This window comes from Sulfuriferula multivorans (assembly GCF_003851125.1).
GTDB lineage: Bacteria > Pseudomonadota > Gammaproteobacteria > Burkholderiales > Sulfuriferulaceae > Sulfuriferula > Sulfuriferula multivorans.
In genome coordinates this window covers 97,263-121,609 of the sequence record NZ_BGOW01000017.1, presented here as the reverse complement: position 1 = coordinate 121,609, position 24,347 = coordinate 97,263, and the positions used below count along the sequence as shown (strand labels likewise).

The 24,347-nt window shown below is 59.7% G+C and carries 26 protein-coding genes; 4 read left to right on the top strand and 22 right to left on the bottom strand.

Annotated elements, in window-relative coordinates; translation table 11 throughout:
• Positions 1–7: 7 nt before the first annotated feature.
• The 17 genes from EI185_RS10415 to glyA all read right to left on the bottom strand — a co-directional run bounded on the left by EI185_RS10415 (position 8) and on the right by glyA (position 14,114).
• Entirely contained in the window at positions 8–883 is an 876-nt protein-coding gene (locus tag EI185_RS10415; protein ID WP_189836369.1) for an oxygenase MpaB family protein, read from the bottom strand.
• A 134-nt stretch (positions 884–1,017) separates the two neighbouring features.
• Positions 1,018–1,260: a hypothetical protein gene (locus tag EI185_RS18505; protein ID WP_502697136.1), complete on the bottom strand. Its 243-nt coding sequence runs from the start codon at positions 1,258–1,260 to the stop codon at positions 1,018–1,020.
• A gap of 281 nt (positions 1,261–1,541) precedes the next feature.
• On the bottom strand, positions 1,542–2,576 hold the full coding sequence (gpgF, locus tag EI185_RS10405; protein ID WP_189836368.1) for a glucosaminyl phosphatidylglycerol flippase: 1,035 nt from the start codon (positions 2,574–2,576) through the stop codon (positions 1,542–1,544).
• Entirely contained in the window at positions 2,573–3,325 is a 753-nt protein-coding gene (gpgD, locus tag EI185_RS10400) for an N-acetylglucosaminyl phosphatidylglycerol deacetylase (RefSeq protein ID WP_223247780.1), read from the bottom strand. Before gpgD ends, gpgF begins: the two co-directional genes overlap by 4 nt.
• The gene (gene gpgS / locus EI185_RS10395; protein ID WP_124705082.1) at positions 3,318–4,433 is read right to left on the bottom strand and encodes an N-acetylglucosaminyl phosphatidylglycerol synthase; all 1,116 of its coding nucleotides are present in this window, start codon (positions 4,431–4,433) and stop codon (positions 3,318–3,320) included. Before gpgS ends, gpgD begins: the two co-directional genes overlap by 8 nt.
• Before the next feature lie 283 nt (positions 4,434–4,716).
• A complete protein-coding gene (gene recX / locus EI185_RS10390; RefSeq protein ID WP_124705081.1) occupies positions 4,717–5,163 on the bottom strand; it encodes a recombination regulator RecX in 447 nt (148 codons plus the stop codon).
• 305 nt (positions 5,164–5,468) lie between these two features.
• The gene (recA, locus tag EI185_RS10385; protein WP_124705080.1) at positions 5,469–6,491 is read right to left on the bottom strand and encodes a recombinase RecA; all 1,023 of its coding nucleotides are present in this window, start codon (positions 6,489–6,491) and stop codon (positions 5,469–5,471) included.
• A 173-nt stretch (positions 6,492–6,664) separates the two neighbouring features.
• On the bottom strand, positions 6,665–7,159 hold the full coding sequence (locus EI185_RS10380; protein ID WP_124705079.1) for a CinA family protein: 495 nt from the start codon (positions 7,157–7,159) through the stop codon (positions 6,665–6,667).
• On the bottom strand, positions 7,156–7,644 hold the full coding sequence (locus EI185_RS10375) for a phosphatidylglycerophosphatase A family protein (protein WP_124705078.1): 489 nt from the start codon (positions 7,642–7,644) through the stop codon (positions 7,156–7,158). The genes EI185_RS10380 and EI185_RS10375 overlap by 4 nt, the downstream gene beginning before the upstream one ends.
• Positions 7,625–8,584 carry a thiamine-phosphate kinase gene (thiL, locus tag EI185_RS10370; protein ID WP_124705077.1) on the bottom strand — a complete coding sequence of 320 codons (960 nt, stop codon included), beginning with the start codon at positions 8,582–8,584 and terminating at the stop codon, positions 7,625–7,627. Before thiL ends, EI185_RS10375 begins: the two co-directional genes overlap by 20 nt.
• Before the next feature lie 15 nt (positions 8,585–8,599).
• Positions 8,600–9,037, bottom strand: coding sequence for a transcription antitermination factor NusB (nusB, locus tag EI185_RS10365; RefSeq protein WP_124705076.1), 438 nt, complete (start codon positions 9,035–9,037; stop codon positions 8,600–8,602).
• On the bottom strand, positions 9,034–9,501 hold the full coding sequence (ribH, locus tag EI185_RS10360) for a 6,7-dimethyl-8-ribityllumazine synthase (protein WP_124705075.1): 468 nt from the start codon (positions 9,499–9,501) through the stop codon (positions 9,034–9,036). Before ribH ends, nusB begins: the two co-directional genes overlap by 4 nt.
• A 62-nt stretch (positions 9,502–9,563) precedes the next feature.
• Entirely contained in the window at positions 9,564–10,655 is a 1,092-nt protein-coding gene (gene ribBA / locus EI185_RS10355; RefSeq protein ID WP_124705074.1) for a bifunctional 3,4-dihydroxy-2-butanone-4-phosphate synthase/GTP cyclohydrolase II, read from the bottom strand.
• Entirely contained in the window at positions 10,652–11,248 is a 597-nt protein-coding gene (locus EI185_RS10350) for a riboflavin synthase (RefSeq protein ID WP_124705073.1), read from the bottom strand. The genes ribBA and EI185_RS10350 overlap by 4 nt, the downstream gene beginning before the upstream one ends.
• Before the next feature lies 1 nt (position 11,249).
• Positions 11,250–12,320: a bifunctional diaminohydroxyphosphoribosylaminopyrimidine deaminase/5-amino-6-(5-phosphoribosylamino)uracil reductase RibD gene (gene ribD / locus EI185_RS10345; RefSeq protein ID WP_124705072.1), complete on the bottom strand. Its 1,071-nt coding sequence runs from the start codon at positions 12,318–12,320 to the stop codon at positions 11,250–11,252.
• Between the two features lie 30 nt (positions 12,321–12,350).
• Complete coding sequence (gene nrdR, locus EI185_RS10340; protein ID WP_124705071.1) at positions 12,351–12,800, bottom strand: transcriptional regulator NrdR; 450 nt, start codon at positions 12,798–12,800, stop codon at positions 12,351–12,353.
• Between the two features lie 69 nt (positions 12,801–12,869).
• Positions 12,870–14,114 (bottom strand): serine hydroxymethyltransferase, encoded by a 1,245-nt coding sequence (gene glyA, locus EI185_RS10335; protein ID WP_124705070.1) that lies wholly within the window; start codon positions 14,112–14,114, stop codon positions 12,870–12,872.
• A 212-nt stretch (positions 14,115–14,326) separates the two neighbouring features.
• On the opposite strand from glyA, the gene EI185_RS10330 reads away from it, so the two are divergent.
• Positions 14,327–14,584, top strand: a complete 258-nt coding sequence (locus EI185_RS10330) for a hypothetical protein (protein ID WP_124705069.1) — start codon at positions 14,327–14,329, stop codon at positions 14,582–14,584.
• Positions 14,585–14,641: 57 nt separating this feature from the next.
• Here EI185_RS10330 and EI185_RS10325 read toward each other — a convergent pair whose 3' ends face one another.
• A complete protein-coding gene (locus tag EI185_RS10325; protein ID WP_124705068.1) occupies positions 14,642–15,451 on the bottom strand; it encodes a potassium channel family protein in 810 nt (269 codons plus the stop codon).
• 117 nt (positions 15,452–15,568) lie between these two features.
• On the opposite strand from EI185_RS10325, the gene msrA reads away from it, so the two are divergent.
• A complete protein-coding gene (gene msrA / locus EI185_RS10320; RefSeq protein ID WP_124705067.1) occupies positions 15,569–16,141 on the top strand; it encodes a peptide-methionine (S)-S-oxide reductase MsrA in 573 nt (190 codons plus the stop codon).
• Between the two features lies 1 nt (position 16,142).
• Positions 16,143–16,319 (top strand): hypothetical protein, encoded by a 177-nt coding sequence (locus tag EI185_RS18045; protein ID WP_189836367.1) that lies wholly within the window; start codon positions 16,143–16,145, stop codon positions 16,317–16,319.
• A 54-nt stretch (positions 16,320–16,373) separates the two neighbouring features.
• On the opposite strand, the gene recQ is transcribed toward EI185_RS18045, so the two are convergent.
• The 3 genes from recQ to hslO are packed head-to-tail and all read right to left on the bottom strand — an operon-like array spanning position 16,374 to position 20,142.
• A complete protein-coding gene (gene recQ, locus EI185_RS10315; protein ID WP_223247779.1) occupies positions 16,374–18,173 on the bottom strand; it encodes a DNA helicase RecQ in 1,800 nt (599 codons plus the stop codon).
• On the bottom strand, positions 18,161–19,252 hold the full coding sequence (gene corA, locus EI185_RS10310; protein ID WP_124705066.1) for a magnesium/cobalt transporter CorA: 1,092 nt from the start codon (positions 19,250–19,252) through the stop codon (positions 18,161–18,163). Before corA ends, recQ begins: the two co-directional genes overlap by 13 nt.
• 11 nt (positions 19,253–19,263) lie before the next feature.
• On the bottom strand, positions 19,264–20,142 hold the full coding sequence (gene hslO / locus EI185_RS10305) for an Hsp33 family molecular chaperone HslO (RefSeq protein WP_124705065.1): 879 nt from the start codon (positions 20,140–20,142) through the stop codon (positions 19,264–19,266).
• A 104-nt stretch (positions 20,143–20,246) separates the two neighbouring features.
• Between hslO and EI185_RS10300 the strand changes: the two genes are divergently transcribed.
• Positions 20,247–22,562 (top strand): Tex family protein, encoded by a 2,316-nt coding sequence (locus EI185_RS10300; protein ID WP_124705064.1) that lies wholly within the window; start codon positions 20,247–20,249, stop codon positions 22,560–22,562.
• 10 nt (positions 22,563–22,572) lie between these two features.
• On the opposite strand, the gene EI185_RS10295 is transcribed toward EI185_RS10300, so the two are convergent.
• On the bottom strand, positions 22,573–24,258 hold the full coding sequence (locus EI185_RS10295) for an ArnT family glycosyltransferase (RefSeq protein ID WP_124705063.1): 1,686 nt from the start codon (positions 24,256–24,258) through the stop codon (positions 22,573–22,575).
• Between the last annotated feature and the right edge of the window lie 89 nt (positions 24,259–24,347).

Sequence of the window (24,347 nt, the reverse complement as noted above, 5' to 3'; positions counted from 1 at the left end):
CGGCGTTTCATGCCTGTGGATCACTCGGAGGCGATTTGGCTTGCGTCATATACGCTGGGCCGATTTGGTCCAGCTGGTAACCCGCAGGATAACTGGGGTGCGTCATCTGCGTACGCAGCCGTGGTTGGCGCCGCGCCGGCATGAAACGCAGCGCCAGCGCGCGCAACCTGAGCGCACCGACAACAGTCGCACGCAGCCCAGGCAGCGGCTTCGGAAAATCGAAGGCGTGGCGCACCGGCTCATCCAGCAACGCATAAATGACGTGTCTCACAACAGGCCGTAACAGTGCGGGAAACCAGCTGGCGAACAGTTCGCGCGTGGCGGTACCGATGCGGCGGTTGCTCTCCGCAAACATGAAATGCGTGTGTTCATATTCCACGTTGTAGCGTTCGAATGCCGCACAGGTTTTCGGTATCTCCCGTATCCCCATACGCTCACCCACTTCGCGCCAGAAATAAAACAACGCAAGGCGTTCCTGTTCACACATCGTGCGCCAGCCGAAACGCGCGTTCCAGCGTATCGGCTCGAACACGAAGGTGGACAATACGTATAGAAAATCCTCGTTGGCAATCCTGAAATGGCTGTGAATCCGGTTCATGCGCGCCAGTGCCGCACTTCCGCGTGCGCTGTCGTAGCCCCATTCCATCATTTCACTGATGATGAGATCGGTGTCGTCGTAGCGCTTCTGCGGGCAACGTCCGAATTCGCCGGTACGATCCAGCAAAGCGGAAATGTCCGGTACGCAATAAGTGCGGAACAAAGCGAATTCCAGCGCGCGGGTCGTGTCGAAAGGAAACTCGAAACACACATCCAGATAGACAATGCGCTGATGATCGCGCACCGGGTCGAGGCCGCGTATCTGGTCGCGTAAGCGTTGTTTCACGTCAGCAATTCAGTCCGGCAAACATTGTGGCCTGATACAAATCCGATAGCCCCGGAACAACTGAATCTTGCATACAAAATTAATCCTTTTCTTAACACAATGGATACCCCGCTCTGGTCTGGACGCTCGCGTATTTACCCGCCTGCGTAAGAACCATCGGGCTGCATCACACATCGGGTGCCTCCAACGAATGTTCCATCAGGACACATAGTCGATTTGCTACCGCCTACGTAGGATCCATCGGGTGCCATGGTTGTCTTGCCACCGCCGACGTAAGAGCCATCGGGTGCCATAGTGACTTTGTTTCCACTCACGTAGGAACCATCTGGAGTCATCGTGCAATCATTCCCCGAAACATGCGTCCCATCCGGGCACATTCCGGCAATCGCTGATTGAGTGGCGAGCAAAGCTAACGATACTAATAAGGTATTCATTTTCATATGAATCTCCATCGATAAATTGTTAGGGCAAGCCAAAATTCTACGGATGAAAACTCCGGTCATTACTCAGGATTCACCCAAATTGCTCGAGCGCATTCGCGCCGTGATACGGGTTTTCCACGACAGGATATCCAGGGAGCGAGCATGGAGCGATAGGGCACATTGTTCAATTTTGCCAGCAAGCGATATAGATGAATAGCAAGGCCTATAGGCCTTGATCAGGATGGTGTCGATGTTGCCTGAGCCGCCACGGCTTGTTTCGCGGCGCCATTTCCCAGATGTTGCCACAGCGCCTTGCCTGCGAACAGGGCAAAGACCGGCGCGCCTGCGATCAGGTACCAGTAGTAGGTGGTGAAGCGCCACATCAGCAGGACTGCGCCCAGGGTGGCGTGATCGAGCACCGGCGCAAGCAGCGCGGTGAAGCTCAGCTCGACCCCGCCGCTGCCACCGGGCAGCATGGTGAACTGGCCGGCAGTCAGCGCCAGCATCTGGATGAGGAAGCTGTAGGCCCAGGATATATGGCGGCCCATCCCGGCGATCAGCACATACAGAATGCTATAGCGCATCAGCCAGTGGCCGACGCACAGCAGGTAGATGGCGAACAGGCGTCCGCGCGACATCGCCAGAGTGAGGCGCAGGCCGTGGCGAAAGCGTAATAGCGTGCGCAATACGCGTCTTCGCCGGGCAGGAGATACGTGCCATTTTCGCAAACCTTGGCTTGCCCACATCAAGGTGGAGCGATAGTGTCTTGCCGCCAGCCATGCCAATACCATGGCGCCAAACAGTAATGCGGCCAGCAGAGCGAGCTGCCAGCCTACCTGTAATTGTTGCGGGTGGATGAACAGGGTGAGCGCGATGACTAACACCGCGGTGGTAAAGAACAGGATGTCCATCAGGATATCCAGCGCATACAGGGCTGCGGCGCTGCTACCGGATACACCATGGCGGCGCAGCAGGAAGACGTAGGTGAGGGGGCCGCCGCTGCCCGCCGGGGTGGCGCAAATGGCGAATTCGGTAGCCATGACGGTGGCCAGTGCACGTTTTTGAGCCATAGGATGGCCGATGCCGGAGAGCATCAGGCGCAAACGCCCGGCGTTGAAATTCCAGCCGACAAAAATCATCGTCAGCACCACGCCGAGCAGAGATAACGGAAAGCTGCTCAGGCGCTGAAACAGGCCGCTGCCGCCATATAGCAGCGGGATACTCAGGCCCAGAATCAAACCAAACCCGATAAGCCAGAGGGACCGCCTCATGCGCAGCGATTCACCCATTGCGCCTTGGTTAGCGCAGTGCGGGTGGGTAACAGTGTCTCCAGTGTTTCCAGCCAGAAATGCACGGCTTCGCGGTAACACATATCGATGGGATGCAACCCGAGCCTTAACAGCGGGCTGGATAAGCTCTGCCTCAGACGGAACTGGTTCCAGTGACGCGAGGCCCGGCGCCGCCAGGCGCTGCGCGAGCTCCACACCAGCGTAGGCGTGTCCAGACGCTGCCAGTCCGGCAAGCGGATGAGTCCGCTCAGGTCGCTGGTATAGCGCAACGGCAAGCCACGCAGAGCGGCTTGCGTTCCCCGGCTCATCAGCCACGCAGGCGCGACGAAACCGGCCACCGGCCAGCGATAGCGGTGGAACAGTTCCAGCCCCTGCTCCAGACGTTGCCGGGCATGCATCTCATCCAGGCTGTAGAACTCGCCTTCATGGGTATAGATACGGCGCATGAACCAATTCACCGGGTTGGGCTGTAACGGGCTGTCGTCATGATGGTAGTAACCATGCAGCACGACTTCATCGCCACGGGCAATGCGCTGCTCGATGGCGTTTCTGAAATCCGGGAAACGGTCGAGGTGGAACTGGTGGTGGAAGTCGGGTACCACCAACAAGGTCAAAGGGACGCGTCCCAAGGTATCCACTGCGTGGATGAAGTCCTGATAAACAGGCCAGCTTTCCGGCGTCACGTCATGCAGGACCACATTCATGGCAAGGCTGGCAGGTTGATCAGGCACGACGGCTTTCCTCTATCTTTCGCTCTGTATAACCGATTAGTTCATGATACTGCCTCAGCAACTGAGCCAGTATCTGATCCCAGCCATAAAACTGTTCGATACGTTTCCGGGCCAGACGTCCCATGCCATGATAGCCGTTGGCAAACAGGTTGCGTGCAGCTTCCGCCAGCGCCGGCGCGCTTACCGTTTCGGCCAGCAAGCCGCAACCTGGCACGACCAGCTCGGCGACCGCGCCCTTGCGTGTGCCGATGACGGGAATCCCGCTCGCCATTGCCTCCAGCACTACCAGACCGAAAGTTTCATTATCGCCGGCATGAATCAGCGCATCGCTGCTGGCCAGATAGCGGGCGATCCGATCGGCCGGGACATATTCATGAATCACGCTGACATTCTCCGGCACCGCGCGCGGCATGCCCGGCCCCACCAATAACAAATGATAATTTTTACCCAGCAGTTTCATGGTCCGGAGCAGCAGGGGGATGTTTTTTTCGCGCGCGGCGCGTCCGACAAAGATGAGCAGGTAAGCGTCGTCGGAAATGCCCAGTGTCTGCTTGAAAGGCAAGTACTGATGGCGAGGGTGAAATTGCGTGGTATCCACGCCCAGCGGTTGCAGCCTTACTTTTTCCACGCCCAGCCGGAGCAGTTTCTCGGCCATTACCTGGCTGGGTGCCAGAACGAGGTCAAACCGACTGTAAAGCCTGGATATGTAGTTATCCAGCACCGGATCAGTCCAGTGCCCGACGCGCGAGTTCACCAGGCGCGGCAAGTCGGAGTGATAAAAGCCGACCACCGGTACCCCCAGGCGTTGTCCGGCTTCCAGGCAAGCCCACGCCGTGACGTAGGGATCACCCGCTTCGATGAGGTCAGGGCGAAGCCGGGTCAGGGTGTCCACCCAGTTTTTTGTCAGTAACGGAAAGCGGTAGTCATGACCAAACGGGATCCGCGGCGCTGCGACGTTATGGACGTATCCATTGTGAGAGCGTTGCGGCCCCGGCACTACCAGACTGTGTTGGACATATCCTGCCAACCCGCGATGCTTGGCTTCGAGATAGGTCCGTACGCCGCCACTGGCTGGCGTGTAAAACATGGTGACGTCGGCGATATGCATGCGTTGAGCGTACCCTGGTGACTTTACAGTTTATCCATGAGCCGTCGCCAGGACAGGTGATTTCTTCCAAACACGGCTCCAGGATGGCTTTGGAACACGATCGCGTCTTGAAGGGGCAAGAAATAGATGGATAAACCGATGCACACTAATCAAAACGACGATTAATTGTTAGGACACCATTTTCCCGAGTTTGGTTACAGGCGTATGTCTGTTTGCGCACATTATGATAAAAAATTCATATGTCTGCCCGGTTACGAAGGCTGTGGAGGCCGGATTCCGGCCGCTATTCGATATTGCCCAGGATTTTTCGGATGACATCCCATCTAAACCCCCGGCTCTGCAGAAAGCGTACCTGCTTGGCTTTTTCCTGCGCGCTGGCAGGGGGCTGCCCGAATTTTCGCTCCCAGACGGCGCGGGCGCGTTCCAGTTCGGTGTCGTGCAGGTTGACCAGGGCGGCATTGATGAGGTCTTCGTCTACGCCTTTTTCGCGTAATTCGAAGGCAAGTTTGCGGCTGCCGTAACGGCTTTGTCTGGCATTGACCACCTGTTCCGCGAAACGTGCGTCGGACAGCCAGCCGCGCGTTTGCAGATCGTCGAGCAGGGTAGCGAGATCATCCGGGTTGTCGGTGTGCGGAGCAAGCTTGCGCATCAGTTCCATGCGCGAATGTTCGCGCCGGGAGAGCGCGTCGAGTGCGCGGGCGCGCAGGGATTTTTCCGGAGGCTTGGGCATTGTAACCAGGCAAAAAACAATGAACCTAGAAAAAGCAGTTGTCCACGAAAAACACAAAAAGCACAAAAATATTCAAAGCGATAACAAGCTGTAGATCATCACCCAATGGGTGAATGACTTAAATGAATGCAATGTATTGATTTATTTCGTATTTTTCGTGGAGAAATTGCCGTTCTTAGGATGAAGGCAAAAGGCAAAAATGGAAAGTCAAAAGGCAAAATTTAAGACCATTGCCGGGCTATATTTTTTGCCTCTCGCCTTTATTTTCCCTGGTGGATAAAGCTTTTCCAGGTTCGTGCTGTTAATTACTCGGCGGCTTCTGCCGTAGCCGCCATCGGCACGATTCCGATGGCTGCGCGCACTTTGTTTTCAATCTCGTGGGCGATTTCAGGATGCTCGCGCAGGTATTCGCGTGCATTGTCTTTGCCCTGGCCGATTTTTTCGCCATTATAGGCATACCAGGCGCCGGATTTTTCCACCAGCTTGTGCTCCACGCCGAGCTCGATGATTTCCCCCTCGCGCGAGATGCCTTCGCCGTAAAGGATGTCGAATTCAGCCTGCTTGAACGGCGGTGCGACCTTGTTCTTGACCACCTTGACGCGGGTTTCGCTGCCGATCACTTCGTCGCCCTTCTTGATCGCGCCGGTGCGGCGGATGTCGAGGCGTACCGAGGCGTAGAACTTGAGCGCGTTGCCGCCCGTGGTGGTCTCCGGGTTGCCGAACATGACGCCGATTTTCATGCGGATCTGGTTGATGAAGATCACCAGGGTATTGGTGCGTTTGATGTTGCCGGTGAGTTTGCGCAGCGCCTGGCTCATCAGGCGGGCTTGCAGACCCATATGCGAGTCGCCCATTTCGCCTTCGATTTCGGCTTTGGGGGTCAACGCTGCCACCGAGTCGATTACCACCACGTCCACCGAACCGGAGCGCACCAGCATGTCGGCGATTTCCAGCGCCTGCTCGCCGGTATCGGGCTGGGAGATGAGCAGGTCGGAGACATTCACCCCGAGTTTCTGCGCGTATTGCGGGTCGAGTGCGTGCTCGGCATCAATGAACGCTGCGGTGCCGCCCAGTTTCTGCATTTCGGCGATCACCTGCAGGGTGAGGGTGGTTTTGCCGGAAGATTCCGGCCCGAAGATTTCAACGACACGACCGCGCGGCAATCCGCCGACGCCCAGCGCAATATCCAGTCCAAGCGAACCGGTGGATACCACCTGAATATCGCGTACGACTTCGCCATCGCCGAGGCGCATGATGGAGCCTTTGCCGAAGCTTTTTTCGATTTGCGCCAGGGCAGCGGCGAGGGCTTTGCTTCTGTTTTCGTCCATGTGTTTTTCCTCAAATTTAGTCCGGGATTATGGCATAAACCGTCGGCACCCGTTAGCCACAGAGATCACAGAGTACACAGAGAAAATCAAATCGAACTACCAACCCATAGTACGCACTGGTTTGGTCCGGCTTTCTCTGTGTACTCTGTGCCCTCCGTGGCAAATTGTTTTGTCTAGTCCAGCAACTCGATCACGCCGCGCAACGCGGCCGCCACGGCGCGCGCGCGAATTTCTTCGCGGTCGCCGGAAAGCCTGCAGGTCGTGGTGAGGCGGGTACCGTCCTGCATTGCCCAGGCGATGCACACGGTACCGACCGGTTTTTTTGGGGTGCCGCCGCCTGGCCCGGCGATGCCGGAGATGGCCACGGCAATGTGCGCGCGGCTATGGGTGAGCGCACCCTGCGCCATTTCCAGCACGGTGGGTTCGGATACGGCGCCAAATGTCTCCAGCGTGGCGGTTTGCACCCCCAGCATGTCGTGCTTGGCGGTATTGGTGTAGGTGATGAAGCCGCGCTCATACCAGGCCGAGCTGCCCGGCACCGCGGTAACCAGCATGCCGACCCAGCCGCCCGTGCAGGACTCGGCGCTGGCGAGCATGATGCCGCGCCGGCTGAGGGCCTGGCCGGTTTGTTCGGCCAGTTGATAGAGTTCTGCGTCGGTCGGTCTCATGGCAGAAGTTTTTGCGCGAGGAACAGTACCAGTAAAGTGTAGCCTGCCGCCAGCAAGTCGTCGAACATGACGCCGAAGCCGTTTTTCAGATGCGCATCGAACCAGTTGATCGGCAACGGCTTCCAGATATCGAACAGGCGGAACAGGCCAAAGGCGGCGGCGACCCACAGCGGCGTTTGCGGGGTGGCTGCGAGCACGATCCAGAATGCGGCGATCTCATCCCAGACGATGCCGCCGTAATCCGCTACGCCCAGATCGCGCCCGGTTTTGCCGCAAATCCAGATGCCGCCGACTGCTGCGATAGCGATGATGAGGTACAACTCGGCCGGCGTGGCAAACCAGGCGATTGCATAGTACAGCGGCAGTGCTGCCAGCGTGCCAAACGTGCCCGGTGCCTTGGGAGCGAGACCGCTGCCCAGACCGAAAGCCAGAAAATGGGCCGGGTGGCGGGTAACGAAACGCCAGTCAGGCGGCAAAGTGGTCATAACCGGTACGGCGAATGTCCAGCGGCTGTCCTTGCGCATCGCGCACGATCAGGCCGGGCTCGGCGAGAATGCTGCCGATGGCAGTAAGGCGCAGGTTGAGGCGAGCGGCGATTTGGTCGAGCGCCTGATGCTGTGCGGCGGGTGCGGTAAAACACAGTTCGTAGTCGTCGCCTCCGCTCAGTACGCAGTCATCAAATGCCGGGTGCGCGGTGTAGTCATGCAAGATTTCGCCCAATGGCAGGTGCGCGTATTCAACCACGGCGCCCACACCGGAGCGCGACAAAATATGCCCCAGGTCAGCCAGCAGGCCGTCCGACACATCAATCGCGCTGCTCGCCAATCCACGTAATGCCAGTCCCAGTTCGATACGCGGCGCAGGCGTATGCAGACGTGCGGCCAGAGTGGCCAGATCGGCGTCGGTCAGATTGACCCGGCCTTGTAACGCCGCCAGTGCCAGCGCGGCGTCTCCCAGCGTACCGGATACCCAGATTTCATCGCCTGGGCGGGCGCCGTCGCGGCGCAGTGCCTGGTTGGGCGGCACTTCGCCGATGATGGTGAGGGTGAGGCTCAATGCACCGTGCGTGGTATCTCCGCCCACCAGGCTCACGCCAAATTGGTTGGCACAGTCATATAGCCCTGAGGCAAATGCAGCCAGCCAGTCATCGTCAACTTCCGGCAACGTCAGCGCCAGTGTTGCCCAACGCGGCGTCGCGCCCATTGCGGCGAGATCGGAAAGATTGACGGCGAGACATTTCCAGCCAAGTTTTTGCGGATCGGCATCGGCAAAAAAATGCACATCAGCAACCAGCGTATCGGTGGATACGGCCAGTTGCATCCCCGTGCCGGGCTGCAGCAATGCGCAATCGTCGCCCACGCCCAGCACCGCATTTTGGGCGGTACGGCTGAAATGGCGCTGGATCAGATCGAATTCGGAAGGCATGAAACGCACCCCGTATCAGGGCTTGCGGCGTGGCGCACTCACTTCCACGCTACGCGCCTCGGCAGCCAGTTTATCCATCACGCCGTTGACGTATTTGTGACCATCGGTGCCGCCAAATATCTTGGCAAGTTCGACTGCTTCGTTGATGACAACGCGATACGGTACTTCCAGATGATGCAACAGCTCCTGCGCGCCCAGCAGCAGAACGGCATGTTCCACCGGGCTCAGTTCCGCGGGCTTGCGGTCCAGGTAGGCAGCGAGTCGCAAGTCCAATGCCGGGGCCTCGTCAACCACACCATTCAATAGCGCCAGGAACATCTGTTCGTCGATGTTACGGTACGCTGGATCGTCGCGCAGTTGTTTGACGATATCGGCGGTCGGCTGATGGTTGAGCAGCCACTGATACACGCCCTGCACGGCGAATTCGCGGGCCTTGCGGCGGTTACCGCTCATAGCTGTTTGAGCAGGTTGGCCATTTCGATCGCGCATTGGCCTGCTTCGGCGCCTTTTACCGACATGCGCGAGGTGGCCTGGTGATCGGTATCGGTGGTCAGCACGCCGTTGGCGATCGGTACGCCGGTATCGAGTTGGATGCGTGCGATACCGTTGGCCATTTCATTGGAAACCACTTCGAAATGATAAGTGTCGCCGCGCACCACGGCGCCCAGCGCCACCAGCGCGTCGAATTTTCCGCTCATGGCCATTTTGCGCAGCGCCAGCGGGATTTCCAGCGCGCCGGGCACGGTGGCAAGCAGTATGTTGCCGGTTTTTACGCCATGTTTGATCAGTGCGGCGCTGCAAGCCGCCAGCAGCCCTTCGCAAATGTCCATGTTGAAGCGACTCATGACGATGCCGATGCGCAAAGCGCTGCCGTCGAGATTGGGTTCCAGTTCGGGAATATTGTCGTAGCCTGCCATGATTTATTTCTCCTGATAATCCTGTTTGGATTGCATGTATTGCCTATGCAATGGGGTTGGGTTTAAGCGTTCTCATCGTAGCCGGTCACTTCCAGGTCGAAACCCGCCAGCGACGGCATTTTGCGCTGGGTAGCCAGCAGGCGCATTTTGCCCACGCCGATGTCTTTCAATATCTGCGCACCAATGCCGTAATTGCGTGCGTCCCATTTTTGCGGAAGCTTGACATCGGCTTCAGGCAGGGCGCGGGTGAGCAATTCTGCTGCGCTCTCGGGGCGGTGCAGCAGGACGACAACGCCTTTACCCACCGCAGCAATTTTAGCCAGCGCCTGATTGACGCTGTAGGCGTGGGTGCGGCTGCCGACTTCGAGTACATCCATCACCGATACCGGCTCGTGGACACGTACCAGCGTTTCGCTGGCGGCATTGATTTCGCCTTTGACCAGGGCCAGGTGTGCGGCACCGGAGATTTTTTCGCGGTAGGCGATGAGCTGGAATTCGCCGTAAACCGTCTCGATAGTGCGGCTGCCTGCACGTTCCAGCAGGCTTTCATTCTGGCTGCGATAGTGGATCAGATCGACGATGGCGCCGATTTTCAGTCCGTGGATTTTGGCGTATTCCAGCAAATCCGGCAGGCGCGCCATGGTGCCGTCATCCTTGAGGATTTCGCAAATTACTGCGGCGGGTTCCAGTCCGGCCAGTCCAGCCAGATCGCAGCCTGCCTCGGTGTGGCCGGCGCGAATCAGCACGCCGCCGGGTTGCGCGCGTAGCGGAAAAATATGGCCTGGCTGGATGATGTCGGTAGCCTTGGCGTGTTTGGCGACGGCGGCCTGGATGGTGAGCGCCCGGTCGGCGGCGGAAATGCCCGTCGTCACGCCGGTGGCGGCTTCGATGGAGACCGTGAACGCGGTGCTGTAAGGCGTCTGGTTGTCAGCCACCATCTGGCGCAATCCCAGTTGCTTGCAGCGTTCGTCGGTCAGCGTCAGGCAGACCAGGCCGCGTCCGTGCGTGGCCATGAAGTTGACTGCTTCAGGGGTGGCAAATTCGGCTGCCATCACCAGATCGCCCTCGTTTTCGCGGTCTTCCTCGTCCACCAGTACGACCATTTTTCCGGCTTTCAGGTCGGCGATGATGTCTTCGATAGGGCTCAGGCTCATGTTTGGTCTCGATAATTAAGGATGCGTTCGGCGTAGCGCGCCATCATGTCCACTTCCAGATTGACTGGGCTGGCAGGTTGGAGCGCATGCAGATTGGTATGTTCCAGCGTATGCGGAATAAGGTTGATGCTGAAGCGGTCACCGTCAACGCGATTGACGGTGAGGCTGACGCCGTTGACGGTGACCGAGCCTTTGGTGACGATGAATTTTGCCAGTTCGCCGGGCGCGCGAATAAGCAGTTCGAAGCAGTCGCCCACCGGATCGAAGCGCAGCACTTCGCCGACGCCGTCGACGTGGCCGGATACCAGGTGGCCGCCCAGACGATCGGCCAGGCGCAGCGCCTTTTCCAGATTGACCAGGCTGTGTTCGGGAAAGCCCACCGTGCAGCGGAAAGTCTCTGCCGACACGTCTACCGAAAAGCTCGCCGCATCCAGCGCTACGACGGTTAGGCACACGCCATTGCAGGCAATGGAATCACCCGGCGCCACATCGCTCAAGTCCAGATCGGCGGCGTCGATCAGCAGACGCGCATCGGCGTTTCCGGCTTGCACTGCCGCGACCTTGCCGACTGCCTGAATAATGCCTGTAAACATCTTAAGCCTCGTTAACCTCAAATTGTGCGGTGATGCGCATGTCCGTACCGACCAGCCGCATGTCGCGCAGCACCAGTTTGCGGCGTTCCTCCATCTGCGCCGGCTCGGGCAGCGCAAACAGGCCGCGCGCCGTGTCGCCCAGCAATAGCGGGGCGATATACATCACCCATTCGTCCACAAATCCCGCCGCAATCAACGCGCCATTGAGTGTGGCACCGGCTTCGGTCATCACTTCATTGATCCCGCGCTGCGCCAGTATGGACAACAGCGCACCCAGGTCAACCTGTCCTGCATCACCCGGCAGGCAGCGGATTTCTGCGCCGGCGGCTTCCAGGGCGGCGATACGCCGGGCGTCCGGTTCGGCACAGGCAATCAGGGTCGGAGCGCCATTCAGTATATTCGCCGTCACCGGGGTTTGCAGACGCGAATCGACGATGACCTTGAGCGGCTGGCGTGTGGTTTCAACATCGCGCACATTCAGCGCCGGGTCATCCGCCAGCACTGTGCCGATACCGGTCAGAATGGCGCATGAACGCGCGCGCAGCCGGTGCACGTCGTGGCGCGCCGGCGCGCCGGTAATCCATTTGCTGACGCCGCCGGATAGCGCTGTTTTGCCATCCAGCGAGCTGGCGGTCTTGATGCGCAACCAGGGATGCCCCATGACCATGCGTTTGATAAAGCCCGCATTGAGTTCACGTGCCTGCACTTCGAGCAGGCCGCAGGCGGTCGCTATGCCGGCCTTCTGCAGCAGCGCCAGGCCGTTGCCCGCCACCTGCGGATTGGGATCCTGCATGGCGACCACGACGCGTGCCACGCCTGCGGCGATCAACGCCTCGGCACACGGCGGGGTGCGGCCATGGTGGCTGCATGGCTCTAACGTGACATAGACCGTGGCACCGCGCGCCGCGTCGCCGGCCTCGCGCAACGCGTGGATTTCGGCATGCGGCTGTCCGGCCTGCTGGTGCCAGCCGCTGCCGACCATGGCGCCATCCTTGACAATGACGCAGCCCACGCGCGGATTCGGGCTGGTGGTGTACAGGCCGCGCTCAGCAAGCTGCAGCGCGTGTGCCATGTGGATGTAATCGGTCTGCGAAAACACAGTTTATTTGTCGAAGTCTTTGAGCACGTCGCGGAAATCGTCCACATCCTGGAAGCTTTTGTATACCGAAGCAAAGCGGATGTAGGCGATCTTGTCCAGGCGTTTCAATTCGTTCATCACCATCCCGCCAATCTGGCGCGCAGGCACTTCACGCTCGCCCAGCGACAACACTTGTTTAACAATACGATCAATCGCCGCATCCACATATTCGGTTGGCACCGGACGCTTGTGCAGCGCGCGGCGAAAGCCCTCGCGCAGTTTTTCCTGGCTGAATTCCTGACGCACGCCATTGCTTTTGACCACCTGCGGCAGGCGCAGCTCTATGGTTTCGTAGGTGGTAAAGCGTTTGTCGCAAGACGTGCAGCGGCGCCGCCGGCGAATCGAGTCGCCGGCTTCGGAGAGGCGCGAATCCACGACCTGGGAGTCGAACGCGCTGCAGAACGGACATTTCATGAGGGCTGTTTCGTAACGGTCAGGTAATAGTCAGCGGCGTGCAGCCAGGTTTGGCTACCCGCCAGCAGTTCATCCATATACCGGATATTGCTTGCACAAGGCTTGCGCGGCAGAGGCCACACGCGTGATGACGGCTTCGTCAGCCGGCGCATCGAGCACGTCGGCGATCAGATGCGCAAGCTCCTCGGCTTCCAGCTCCTTGAAACCGCGTGTGGTCATCGCCGGTGTGCCGATACGGATGCCGGAAGTGACGAAGGGTTTTTGCGGATCATTGGGAATGGCGTTTTTGTTGACCGTGATGTGCGCCCGTCCGAGAACGGCTTCTGCCTCCTTGCCGGTGAGGTTCTTGGGTTGCAGGTCGACCAGAAACAGGTGCGAATCGGTACGGCCGGAAACAATGCGCAGGCCGCGTTCCTGCAGCACCTTCGCCATTACGCGCGCATTGTCGACCACCTGCTCCTGATACAACTTGAAGTCCTTGCCCATGGCTTCCTTGAATGCCACCGCTTTGCCGGCGATCACATGCATCAGCGGGCCGCCCTGCAAGCCCGGGAAGATGGCGGAATTGATCGCCTTTTCGTGTTCGGCTTTCATCAGGATAATGCCGCCGCGCGGACCGCGCAGCGTCTTGTGCGTGGTGGAGGTCACCACATCCGCGTGCGGCACCGGGTTGGGATACACGCCCGCCGCAATCAGCCCGGCATAGTGCGCCATATCCACCATGAAAATCGCACCGATTTCCTTGGCTATTTTGGCAAAGCGCTCGAAGTCGATATGCAGGGAATAGGCCGAAGCGCCGGCGATGATGAGCTTGGGCTTGTGCTCGCGCGCAAGCGCTTCCATGCGCGGATAATCGATTTCTTCTTTTTCGTTCAGGCCGTAGGCCACCGCGTTGAACCACTTGCCCGACATGTTGAGCGCCATGCCGTGGGTGAGGTGGCCGCCTTCGGCCAGGCTCATGCCCATGATGGTGTCGCCCGGCTTGAGGAAGGCCAGGAATACCGCCTGATTGGCTTGCGAGCCTGAATTCGGCTGCACGTTGGCGGCCTCCGCGCCGAATAATTTCTTGATCCGGTCAATTGCCAGCTGTTCGGCGATATCCACGTATTCGCAGCCGCCGTAGTAGCGCTTGCCGGGGTAGCCTTCCGCGTATTTGTTGGTCAGCACCGAGCCCTGGGCCTCCATCACCGCCGGACTGGTGTAGTTTTCCGAGGCAATCAGCTCGATGTGGTCTTCCTGGCGACCGCGTTCCGCCTCCATGGCTTTCCAGAGATCGGGGTCGGTTTGGGCAAGTGTGTGCTGAGGGTTAAACATCGGTAGGCATCCTGTGGACAATCGAGTCGCGCATTTTATCATGCCATGACATGGAAAATGTGTAGAAAAAACCGGCACCTATACCGGATCTCATGGAAAGCATGAGTATAATTCATGAACAGGCGAATTTTTTTCGTTTGTCCATTCGCATTTCCATGGATGGAAATGCGAGCAGAATTTTTCATGGTTAAAATTACAAACTGGAGATGATGATGAGCCGTTCCCTGTTAATTGCCGCGATGATGGTCCTGGCCCTGACCGCCTGCAGCAAGAAAAATGAGCCTCCCACACCGACTACAGACGCTGCCAATGCTGCCGCCGCGGATGCCAGGGCGGCGGCCGACAAAGCAGCGGATGCTGCGGGCCATGCGGTGGATGCAACCAGGGATGCCGCCAAAAACGCTGCAGAAGTCGTTGAAGGTGCTGCCAAAGGTGCGGTCGCTGGCGCCAAGGATGCAATGAAGAAGTGAGTAGCGCTTCGGATGCCTGGGAAAGCCGGCTGTCGAGCCGGCTTTTTTATGAGCATCTTATTTTGTGCAAGGTGCCGACTTCCGCCCGGCTTCACTGGCGCGCAATTCCGCGCGCAGGGCTTCGATTTCTCCGCGCAGCGCTCTGATATCGTGATGCATCTCGCGGCGCATCTGCCGTTCATCCTCATCCATGAAAAATGCGGCGATACTTGCCGTCACCAGAGAAAATATCGCATAGCCCAGCAACACCACGAACACGGCGAACACCTTGCCGGCGGCTGTCCGCGGCACGACGTCGCCATACCCCACGGTGGCGCCGGTGGTAAAAGCCAGCCACAAGCCGTCGGCGTAGCTGTGAATGCCGGGTTCCAGCCAGTAAAACCCCGCGCCTGACATCATCAGCGTGGCAATACCGATAAACACAATGGGTATCACCCCTTTCAGGGTAAACAGGCCGCGCAGATATCCCATCAGGCGCAGCAGCACCAAGGCGGCAAGCGTCATGCGCAACACCCACTCCACACCCGACCAGGTACCAAGCGAACCGGCAACCTGACTCAGCGCGACCCCCAGCATCACCAGCACATCCACCCAGTTGCGGCGCAGATAGACCGTGCGTGCATGGCTGAGTGCGAGCATCATGATCAGGTGTGCCGCATAGGCGAGTGCGACGATGCCGTACAAAGACCGCCCGGCATTGCCGATAGCCGGCGTCGGCGCGGCCAGTTCCAGATAAAAGGCCGGGATGGTGAGCAGGGTGATGAAGAACATCGGCCAGTGCAGCCGTGCTCTCCAGCTTAGCGTACGTGGATTGTCATGTGGTGACGGCCCTGCCATACCGAACAGGAAAATGGGTTCATTGAGCATGGATCAGCATATCTTTATCATCAGTGTCTGGAAGCACATTATTCATGCTTTCATTTTCTGCTCGGGAAGTTTAAATTCGTACTCTTTGTATTCTGCACCACCAAAAAAGGAAGCGCCATGACGTCCAATCCATCTGCTGCGCCCGCTTTGTCCGCCATCACGCTTGCTGGCGGTTGTTTCTGGTGTCTCGAGGCGGTATATGAACGCCTGCAGGGGGTGCGCAAGGTGACTTCGGGTTATATGGGCGGTCATCTCGATAATCCCAGCTATGAGGATATTTGCACAGGAAGAACAGGCCACGCGGAGGTGGTGCAGATTGAATTCGACCCGGCAGAATTGAAGCTGGAAACGCTGCTGGAAGTGTTTTTTACCATACACGATCCGACCACGCTGAATCGTCAGGGTAATGACCGCGGCACGCAGTATCGTTCGGCGATTTTTTACCACACACCCGAGCAACGGGCAGCAGCCGAAAAAATGGTGGCGGATTTGACGGCGCGGCAGACCTGGGAAAATCCGATTGTCACGGAAATCAGTCCGGTCACGACCTTTTATCCAGCCGAGGCATATCACCAGGAATATTTCCGCAATCACACGCAGCAGCCCTATTGCCAGTTTGTGGTAGCGCCGAAACTGGGAAAATTCCTGCAGGTTTTTCCGGACAAAAGCCGTACGCTTGAGCCAGAATAAAATGGCTAACAAAACTCTGAATACCCGCCAGAAAATGGTGTTCCAGCTGCCGCAGCAGAAACCGCGCAACACGGCGGCATTGGCGTTGCGCGGCAAGCGAGGCGGCGCCCACGGCAAGGATAACGGCGCGCAACGCGCGGCGTTGAAGCGTTTGTTGAAGCACAGTGAGGATCAATAATCCGCGCAAAAACATGTACTCCGGAGTGGGTGTCATGTCGGGTTTCCCCAAGCTCTATTCCGTCGCATTCACCACTTCCAGTATGCTCGCGCCATAAGCCTCCAGCTTGCGCGCGCCGACGCCGGAAACGCTGCCCAGTTGGTCCAGCGTGACCGGGCGAAATTGTGCAATCTGCGCCAAAGTGGCGTCGTGAAAAATGACATAGGCCGGGACGTTATGCTCGCGTGCGGCGGCCTGGCGCCACACCCGCAGTTTTTCGAACAGTGCGTCGTCCACCGGGTTTTCCGGCGCGGCGATGGGGCGGCGCGATTTGCGTGCGGTTTTGCCAGCGATTTCCTGGCGCATCCACACCTGCTGCTGGCCTTTGAGCACTGCGCGGCTTTTGTCGGTCAGGGTAAGTGCGCCGAAGGCGTCGTGATCCACGCCTATCAAGCCCTGCGCGACGAGCTGGCGAAACACCGCGCGCCAGCCTTTTTCGTCCATTTCCGCACCCACGCCGAATACCGTGAGTTTGTCGTGCCCCCATTGTTGCACCTTGTCGGTGGCGTGGCCGCATAGCACATCGATCAGGTGCACCGCGCCGAAGCGGCTGCCGGTGCGATACACGGCGGACAATGCTTTTTGCGCGGCGACGGTGCCATCCCAGGTAGCCGGCGGGCTGATGCACACGTCGCAGTTGCCGCATGCTTCGGCATCCTCGCCGAAATAGTTGAGCAGGCGCACGCGGCGGCAGGTGGTGGCCTCGCACATGGCCAGCAAGGCGTCGAGCTTGGCCAGCCCGACGCGCTTGAACTGCGGGTCGGCGTCGCCGGACTCGATCATGCGCCGCTGCTGTACCACATCGGTGAGGCCGTAGGTCATCCACGCGTCGGCGGGTTGCCCGTCGCGCCCGGCGCGGCCGGTTTCCTGGTAATAACCTTCGATGCTTTTGGGCAGGTCGAGATGCGCCACGAAACGCACGTCGGGCTTGTCGATGCCCATGCCGAATGCAATGGTTGCGGCCATGACGATGCCGTCTTCACGCAGAAAGGCATCCTGATTGCGCTGGCGGGTCTGCACGTCCATGCCGGCGTGGTAGGGCAGGGCGCGGATCCCCTGTTTTTCCAGCCAGGCCGCAGTTTCTTCCACCTTCTTGCGCGACAGGCAATACACGATACCTGCGTCGCCGCGATGCTCGGCCTGGATAAAGTCGAGCAGCTGCTTGCGCGGGTCGGCTTTCTCCACGATCTGGTAGCGGATGTTGGGGCGGTCGAAGCTGGAGACGAACTGGCGCGCGTCCTCCAGTTGCAGGCGGGTGACAATCTCGGCGCGGGTTTGCGCGTCGGCGGTGGCGGTGAGCGCGATGCGCGGCACCTCGGGAAAACGCTCGTGCAGCAGCGACAGCTGGATGTATTCCGGGCGGAAATCATGGCCCCATTGCGATACGCAATGCGCCTCGTCAATTGCGAACAGCGCGAGTTTTGCACGTCCGAGCAAATCCAGAAAACGCGGCGTGACCAGCCGTTCCGGCGCGACATAGAGCAGATCCCACTCACCGCGCAGGAAGGTTTGCTCTACTGCAGCGGCCTGCTGCGCCGACAGTGCGGAATTCAGATAGGCGGCGCGTACGCCGGCTTCGCGCAGCGCCGCCACCTGGTCGTGCATCAGCGCAATCAGCGGCGACACCACCACGCCGGTGCCTTCGCGCAGCAGCGCGGGAATCTGGTAGCACAGCGATTTGCCGCCGCCGGTGGGCATCAGCACCAGTGCGTCGCCGCCGTTCGCCACCTGTTCGACCACTTCGGCCTGGCGTCCGCGAAACGCCGGGTAGCCGAATACCGTGTGAAGCAGGGAAAGCGCGTTCAGCGCAGCCAATTGCGCCGCCAGAATATGGCCACCATCACCAGCGCGATACTGCCCATCAGACCCATCGCCAGCGCAAAGCCATGCGGCAGATCCAGCCACGGCATATGCTTGAAGTTCATGCCGAAAATCCCCGCCACCAGCGCAGCCGGCATGAACAGCGTGGTGATGACCGTCAATGCACGCAGCTCGACGTTGAAGCGGTTGCTCAGGCTGGACAGGTAAACATCCAGCATCCCCGCCTGTAGATCGCGCAATGCTTCGATGGATTCGACGATGTGCACAGTATGGTCGTAGACATCGCGCAAATACAGGCCGGTACCGGGCTGGAAAAAACCTTCTTCGTTGCGGATCAGCGTATTCAGCACTTCGCGCAGCGGCCACACCGCGCGGCGCAGGTTATGCGTAGCGCGGCGCAGTTTGTGCAGGGTTTGCAGCGATTCCTGGGTGGGTTTTTCCAGCAGCGCGTCTTCCAGTTCTTCGGTGCGTTCGCTCAACTGTTCCAGCACGATGAAATACTGGTCCACAATCGCATCGAGCAGGGCGTAAGCCAGATAGTCAGCGCCCAGCTTGCGTATCTGCCCGCGCTCGCTGCGCAGGCGTTCGCGCACCGGCTCGAAGGTGCCGCTCGGACGTTCCTGAAAACTCAGCACTGCGTTGCGCATCAATACCAGGCTTACCTGATCCGAACTCACATTCAGGCTGTCGGCGTCATAGCTTATATAGCGCGCTACCACATACAGATACTCGCCGTAGGATTCGGCCTTGGGACGCTGGTCGGTGTTGAGAATGTCTTCCAGCACCAGCGGATGCAGCCCGTAACGCGTGCCGATTTCGCGCAGCAGCGCGGTGTCGTGCAAGCCGTGCAGATTGAGCCAATGCGTGGCGTACCGGGATGAATGGGCCTGCCAGGCTGCCGTATCGGCAAACTTCACTTCCGCCAGTCCGCCGTCGTCGTATTCGATCAGCGACAGCGTCGGTGCCGCCGTTTTCACTTCGCCCAGATGTACCAGCGAACCGGGCGGCAGGCCGGCTTTTTTGGCGCGCTGCTTGCGCGGGCGGTGATGGGAGTCGCGACGGGGTTTGAACATGACTGTTGACCTCAATGTTTGATTTGCGGCGCCGGCACCGGCGGCACCGCCACAAACAACTGTGCAGCGTCCACCGGATCAAACCGGTATTGGCGGTTGCAGAATTCGCAGCGTACTTCAATCTCGCCGCGCTCGGCCAATGCCGCCTCCACTTCTTCGCGGCCCAGCATTTTCAGCATCCCGCCCACCCGTTCGCGCGAGCAGGTGCAGCGAAAGCTGACCAGTTCGGCTTCGAACACGCGTACGTCTTCTTCATGAAACAGGCGCTGCAGGATGACGTCGGCCGGCAAGCTCAGCAACTCTTCCGGCTTAAGCGTGGATGCCAGATGCACGGCGCGATTCCAGGCATCCGCATCGGTGGTTTCCACCCCCGGCAGGCGCTGGATCAACATGCCGGCGGCGCGCTGGTTATTGGCGGCCAGGTGGATTTGGGTGTCGAGCTGTTCGGAACTTTGCATATAGTGCATCAGTGCCTCGGCCACGCTCGCGCCGGTCAGTGGCACGATGCCCTGATAATTCTGTTTGCCGCTGGCGGATTGGTCGAGTGTGATCACGAAGCGGCCTTCACCCAGCACAACATCGAAACCGCCTGCCGGCACTTCGCCTTCCCATTTGGCCGTGGCGCGCAGGGTACGGTCGGAAGTGGCTTCCACCACCACCAGCTTGACCGCGCCGCTGCCATGCATTTGCAGAATCATGCTGCCGTCGAATTTTAGGATTGCGCTCAGCAGTGCAGCGGCGGCCATCAGTTCGCCCAGCAGGGTTTGTAGCGGCAGCGGGTAAGCTGCGTGCTTCAGCACTTCCTGCCAGGTGGCGTCGAGGCTGACCAGCTCGCCGCGCACCGGGGCGGATTCAAACAGGAAACGGGTGAGGATATCGGTAGTGGACATGGATAGTATTAAAAAACGTTTTGCCACAGAGGTTTCGTGATTATACCTTGCCAGCCAAGCGTGCTTTCTGCATAGTTACAGGCTTTCATTTGTCATTGTCCCGCATGCTGCCATCCATAGAACACCGCATCGCTACTGAGCTCAACGCCCGTCCCAACCAGGTTGCTGCCGCTATCGCCCTGCTCGATGAAGGCGCCACAGTGCCGTTTATTTCGCGCTATCGCAAGGAAGCCACCGGCGGACTGGATGACACCCAGATGCGCAATCTGGAGCAACGCCTGGGCTATCTGCGCGAGCTGGAAGAGCGGCGCGGCAGCATCCTTGCCAGCATTGCCGAGCAGGGCAAGCTGACGCCGGAACTGCAAAACCAAATTTCCCACGCCGATACCAAGCAATTGCTGGAAGACCTTTACCTGCCTTACAAGCAGAAGCGCCGCACTAAAGCACAGATTGCCAAAGAGTCGGGGCTGGAGCCACTCGCAGAGAGTTTGTTGAACGACCCGGCGCGGGTGCCGGAAACGGAAGCCGCTCGCTATGTGGATGCCGATAAGGGGGTCGCCGACACCAAGGCTGCCTTGGAAGGTGCGCGCCACATCCTGATGGAACGCTTTGCCGAAGATGCCGTGCTGCTGGGCCAACTACGCGCGCATCTCGAAGAAAACGGCATATTGGTATCCAGCGTGGCGGAAGGCAAAGAGGAAGCAGGCGCAAAATTCCGCGATTACTTCGATTATCGCGAGCCACTGAAAGCGGTGCCGCCGCATCGCGCGCTGGCGCTGTTCCGCGGGCGCAACGAAGACATGCTGCGGGTGGCGCTGAAATTACCTGAAGACCTGGATGAGGCCGCCACCTCCAATCCGTGCGAAGGCATGATCGCCAGGCGCTTCGGCATTACCAGCCAGGGACGCGCTGCCGACAAATGGCTGGCCGATACGGTGCGCTGGACCTGGCGCGTGAAGCTCTCGCTGCATCTTGAACTGGATTTGCTGGGAAGCTTGCGCGAGCGCGCCGAGGAAGAAGCTATCCGCGTGTTCGCACGCAACCTGCATGACCTGTTACTGGCTGCACCGGCCGGCCCGCGCGCGACCATCGGTCTCGATCCCGGCCTGCGTACCGGCGTCAAGGTGGCGGTGGTGGATGCGACCGGCAAGCTGCTCGACACCGCCACCATTTATCCGCACGTCCCGCGCAACGACTGGGACGGCGCGTTGCACATGCTGGCGCTGCTGGCACACAAGCACGGCGCGCAATTAATCAGTATCGGCAATGGCACCGCTTCGCGCGAGACCGACAAGCTGGCTGCCGAATTGATCGGCAAGCATCCCGAACTCAAGCTCAGCAAAATCGTGGTATCGGAAGCCGGCGCGTCGGTGTACTCCGCCTCGGAATTCGCCGCGCGCGAATTTCCGCAGCTTGACGTCAGCCTGCGCGGCGCAGTGTCCATCGCGCGGCGTCTGCAGGACCCGTTGGCAGAGCTGGTGAAAATAGACCCGAAATCCATCGGCGTCGGCCAGTACCAGCACGATGTCAGCCAGTTCAAACTCGCCAAAAGCCTGGATGCAGTGGTAGAAGACTGCGTGAATGCCGTGGGCGTGGATGTGAACATGGCCTCGGTGCCGCTGCTGGCGCGCATTTCCGGGCTATCCGCCGCGCTCGCCGAAAACATCGTGGCCTACCGCGACGTGCACGGTGCGTTCTCCAGCCGCGAAGCGTTAAAGCAGGTGCCGCGCCTGGGTGCGAAAACCTTCGAGCAGGCGGCGGGATTCCTGCGCGTGCGCGGCGACAACCCGCTCGATGCCAGCGCCGTCCACCCGGAAGCCTACCCGCTGGCGCAGCGCATCCTCAGCGACCTGCTGGCGCGTCTGGATGGCAAGCCCGACAGCCGTGCGCTGATTGGTCAGAGCGGTGTATTCAATGCGGTGGATGCAAATCGCTACACCGACGAGCGCTTTGGTCTGCCCACCGTGCAGGACATCCTGCGCGAAATGGAAAAGCCCGGCCGCGATCCGCGCCCGGCGTTCAAAGCCGCCATCTTCAAAGAAGGCGTCGAAGACCTCAAGGATTTACAGCCCGGCATGGTGCTCGAAGGCGTGGTCACCAATGTGACCAACTTCGGCGCATTCGTTGACGTGGGTGTGCATCAGGACGGCCTGGTGCATATCTCCGCGCTGGCCGACAAGTTTGTCAAAGACCCGCACAGCGTGGTCAAGGCCGGCGATGTGGTGAAGGTGAAGGTGGTTGAAGTGGATGTGCAGCGCAAGCGCGTGGCGCTGACCATGCGGCTCGGAGACGCGGCACCAGCTGCGCGCGATAAGTCTGAATCCAAAGCCACGCCGAAACAGGTGCGACAGGCAGCCGTACCCGCTCCGGCAGGCGGTGCCATGGCGGATGCGCTGGCGCGCGCGCTGCGCAACAAATAGCCCGTTGGCGTCAGCGTACGAACAGCCAGAAATGCTCCTTGTTATCTCCGGGCCGCCCACCCTGCCATGCCTGGTGCCAAGCCGGCCCAGGCAGGCCGGGCGGCGTATCCGCCGAGCCTTCCACCAGTACTACGTCGCAATCAATGTCAGGGTGAATTTCACGGCGCAGCGTTTGCACGCCGAGAAAATAATCCAGCATGCCGCGCTCCGATTCGCCCAGGCCGATGCTTGCTACACAGTTGTGCTGTACAGGCAAATTCGGTTGCATTGCCACAAATACGCTGCGGTAGCTTTTGGCGTTGTCCAGCCACGGTAGCCACAGTGTGGCAAACAACAGCCAGCACAGCGTCAGTCCGGCGACAAAACTCACGATGGCGCGCTCTTGCAGGCGCGGCAGGCCATACCAGGCGGCGAGCCAGACCAGCGTCGCCACGGCCGCGACACCGACCGCCAGCGGCAGAAACGGCATGACGAAATCGGCGGGCAACACGCGCGTGAGGAACGTCCAGTGAGGCGCGTGGCCGGTGGCGATCATGCTGCCCCAGACGCCCCAGAACAGCGCCGCCAGCGTACCGAAAAACAGCCGCGCGCCCCAATCGAGCCAGCGGCTCAGAGCAGCGGGCAGCGTCGCCGCCTGCGGGGCTGCCAGCAGCGCCAGCGCCGCCAGCATGGGCAGGCCGTAAGACGTGCGGGCCGAAGCTGAAGTCAGCAGCACCGTCAGATACACGCCAAAGCTGACCAGACCCAATTGCAGCGGCGCGCTGCGGCGAATCTCATGACGCCGTTGCCACACACTCGCCAGCGCCAGCAACGAGGCCGGGAAGGCGAACCACAGCAGCGTTTCCGGCCAGAACCAGGGCTCGTTGTTGGCGCCCAGTTCGGCAACCGAAAAGCCCAGATAGCGGCCGACGTTATTGAGCCAGAACCACACGTAAAACTGATGCGGGTCGCGCAGATACAGGGCAATCGGCCAGATCAGCAGCCACGGCAACGCGACCACAAACGCCACGCCCAGGCTGCGCGCGTAGGTTTTGCTGCGCCAGTTTTGAAATAACAGCGGCAGCAGCAGCGCGGTTACGCCGACCGCACCCGGAACCAGCACGCCCTTGCCGAGAAAGCCGACGCCGACACCGACACCAAGCCAGATGCCCGCCGCCAGCGGGCGCGCGCGGCTCAGGATAAAGCCGTAACTGGCGATGGAAAATCCGGCCAGCATCGGCACATCGGTGATCATGATGTGACTCTCGTAGAGCAGGCCAAAGCAGCTCATCAGCACCAGCACGGCGTAGCGGCCATGTCCCGTTCCCCAGGCATGTCGCGCCGTCAGCCCTGCAAACAGGAAAGTGATCGCCATGAATACGCCGGTGGCCAGACGCGCGCCGTCATACAGCGGCAGCAAGCCTGAAAAAATGCGAGCCAGCGCCGCACCCAGCCAGTAATACAGCGGCGGTTTTTCCATGAAAGGCTCGCCTGCCAGGTGCGGCACGATCCAGTCATGACGGCTCAACATTTGGTAGAGGATGTCGAAGACGTAGGTTTCATCCTGCTTCCAGGGGTCGTGCCCGATCAGGCCCGGTAATACATACGCCGTTGCCAGCAGCAGAAACCAGCCAAAAGAGATATGTAAACGGGGGGATTCGATGCCCTGATTCAGCCCACTGCTTGCAAGCCGGTCAGGCTGAATGTTGTTTGCCATGAATTTGCTCAGTTGTTTTTTTATGGGCGGCAGTGCATCCGGAGAAAATGCTGAGTTTGTTTCAGCTGAATTATTTCCGGACGGGGCGG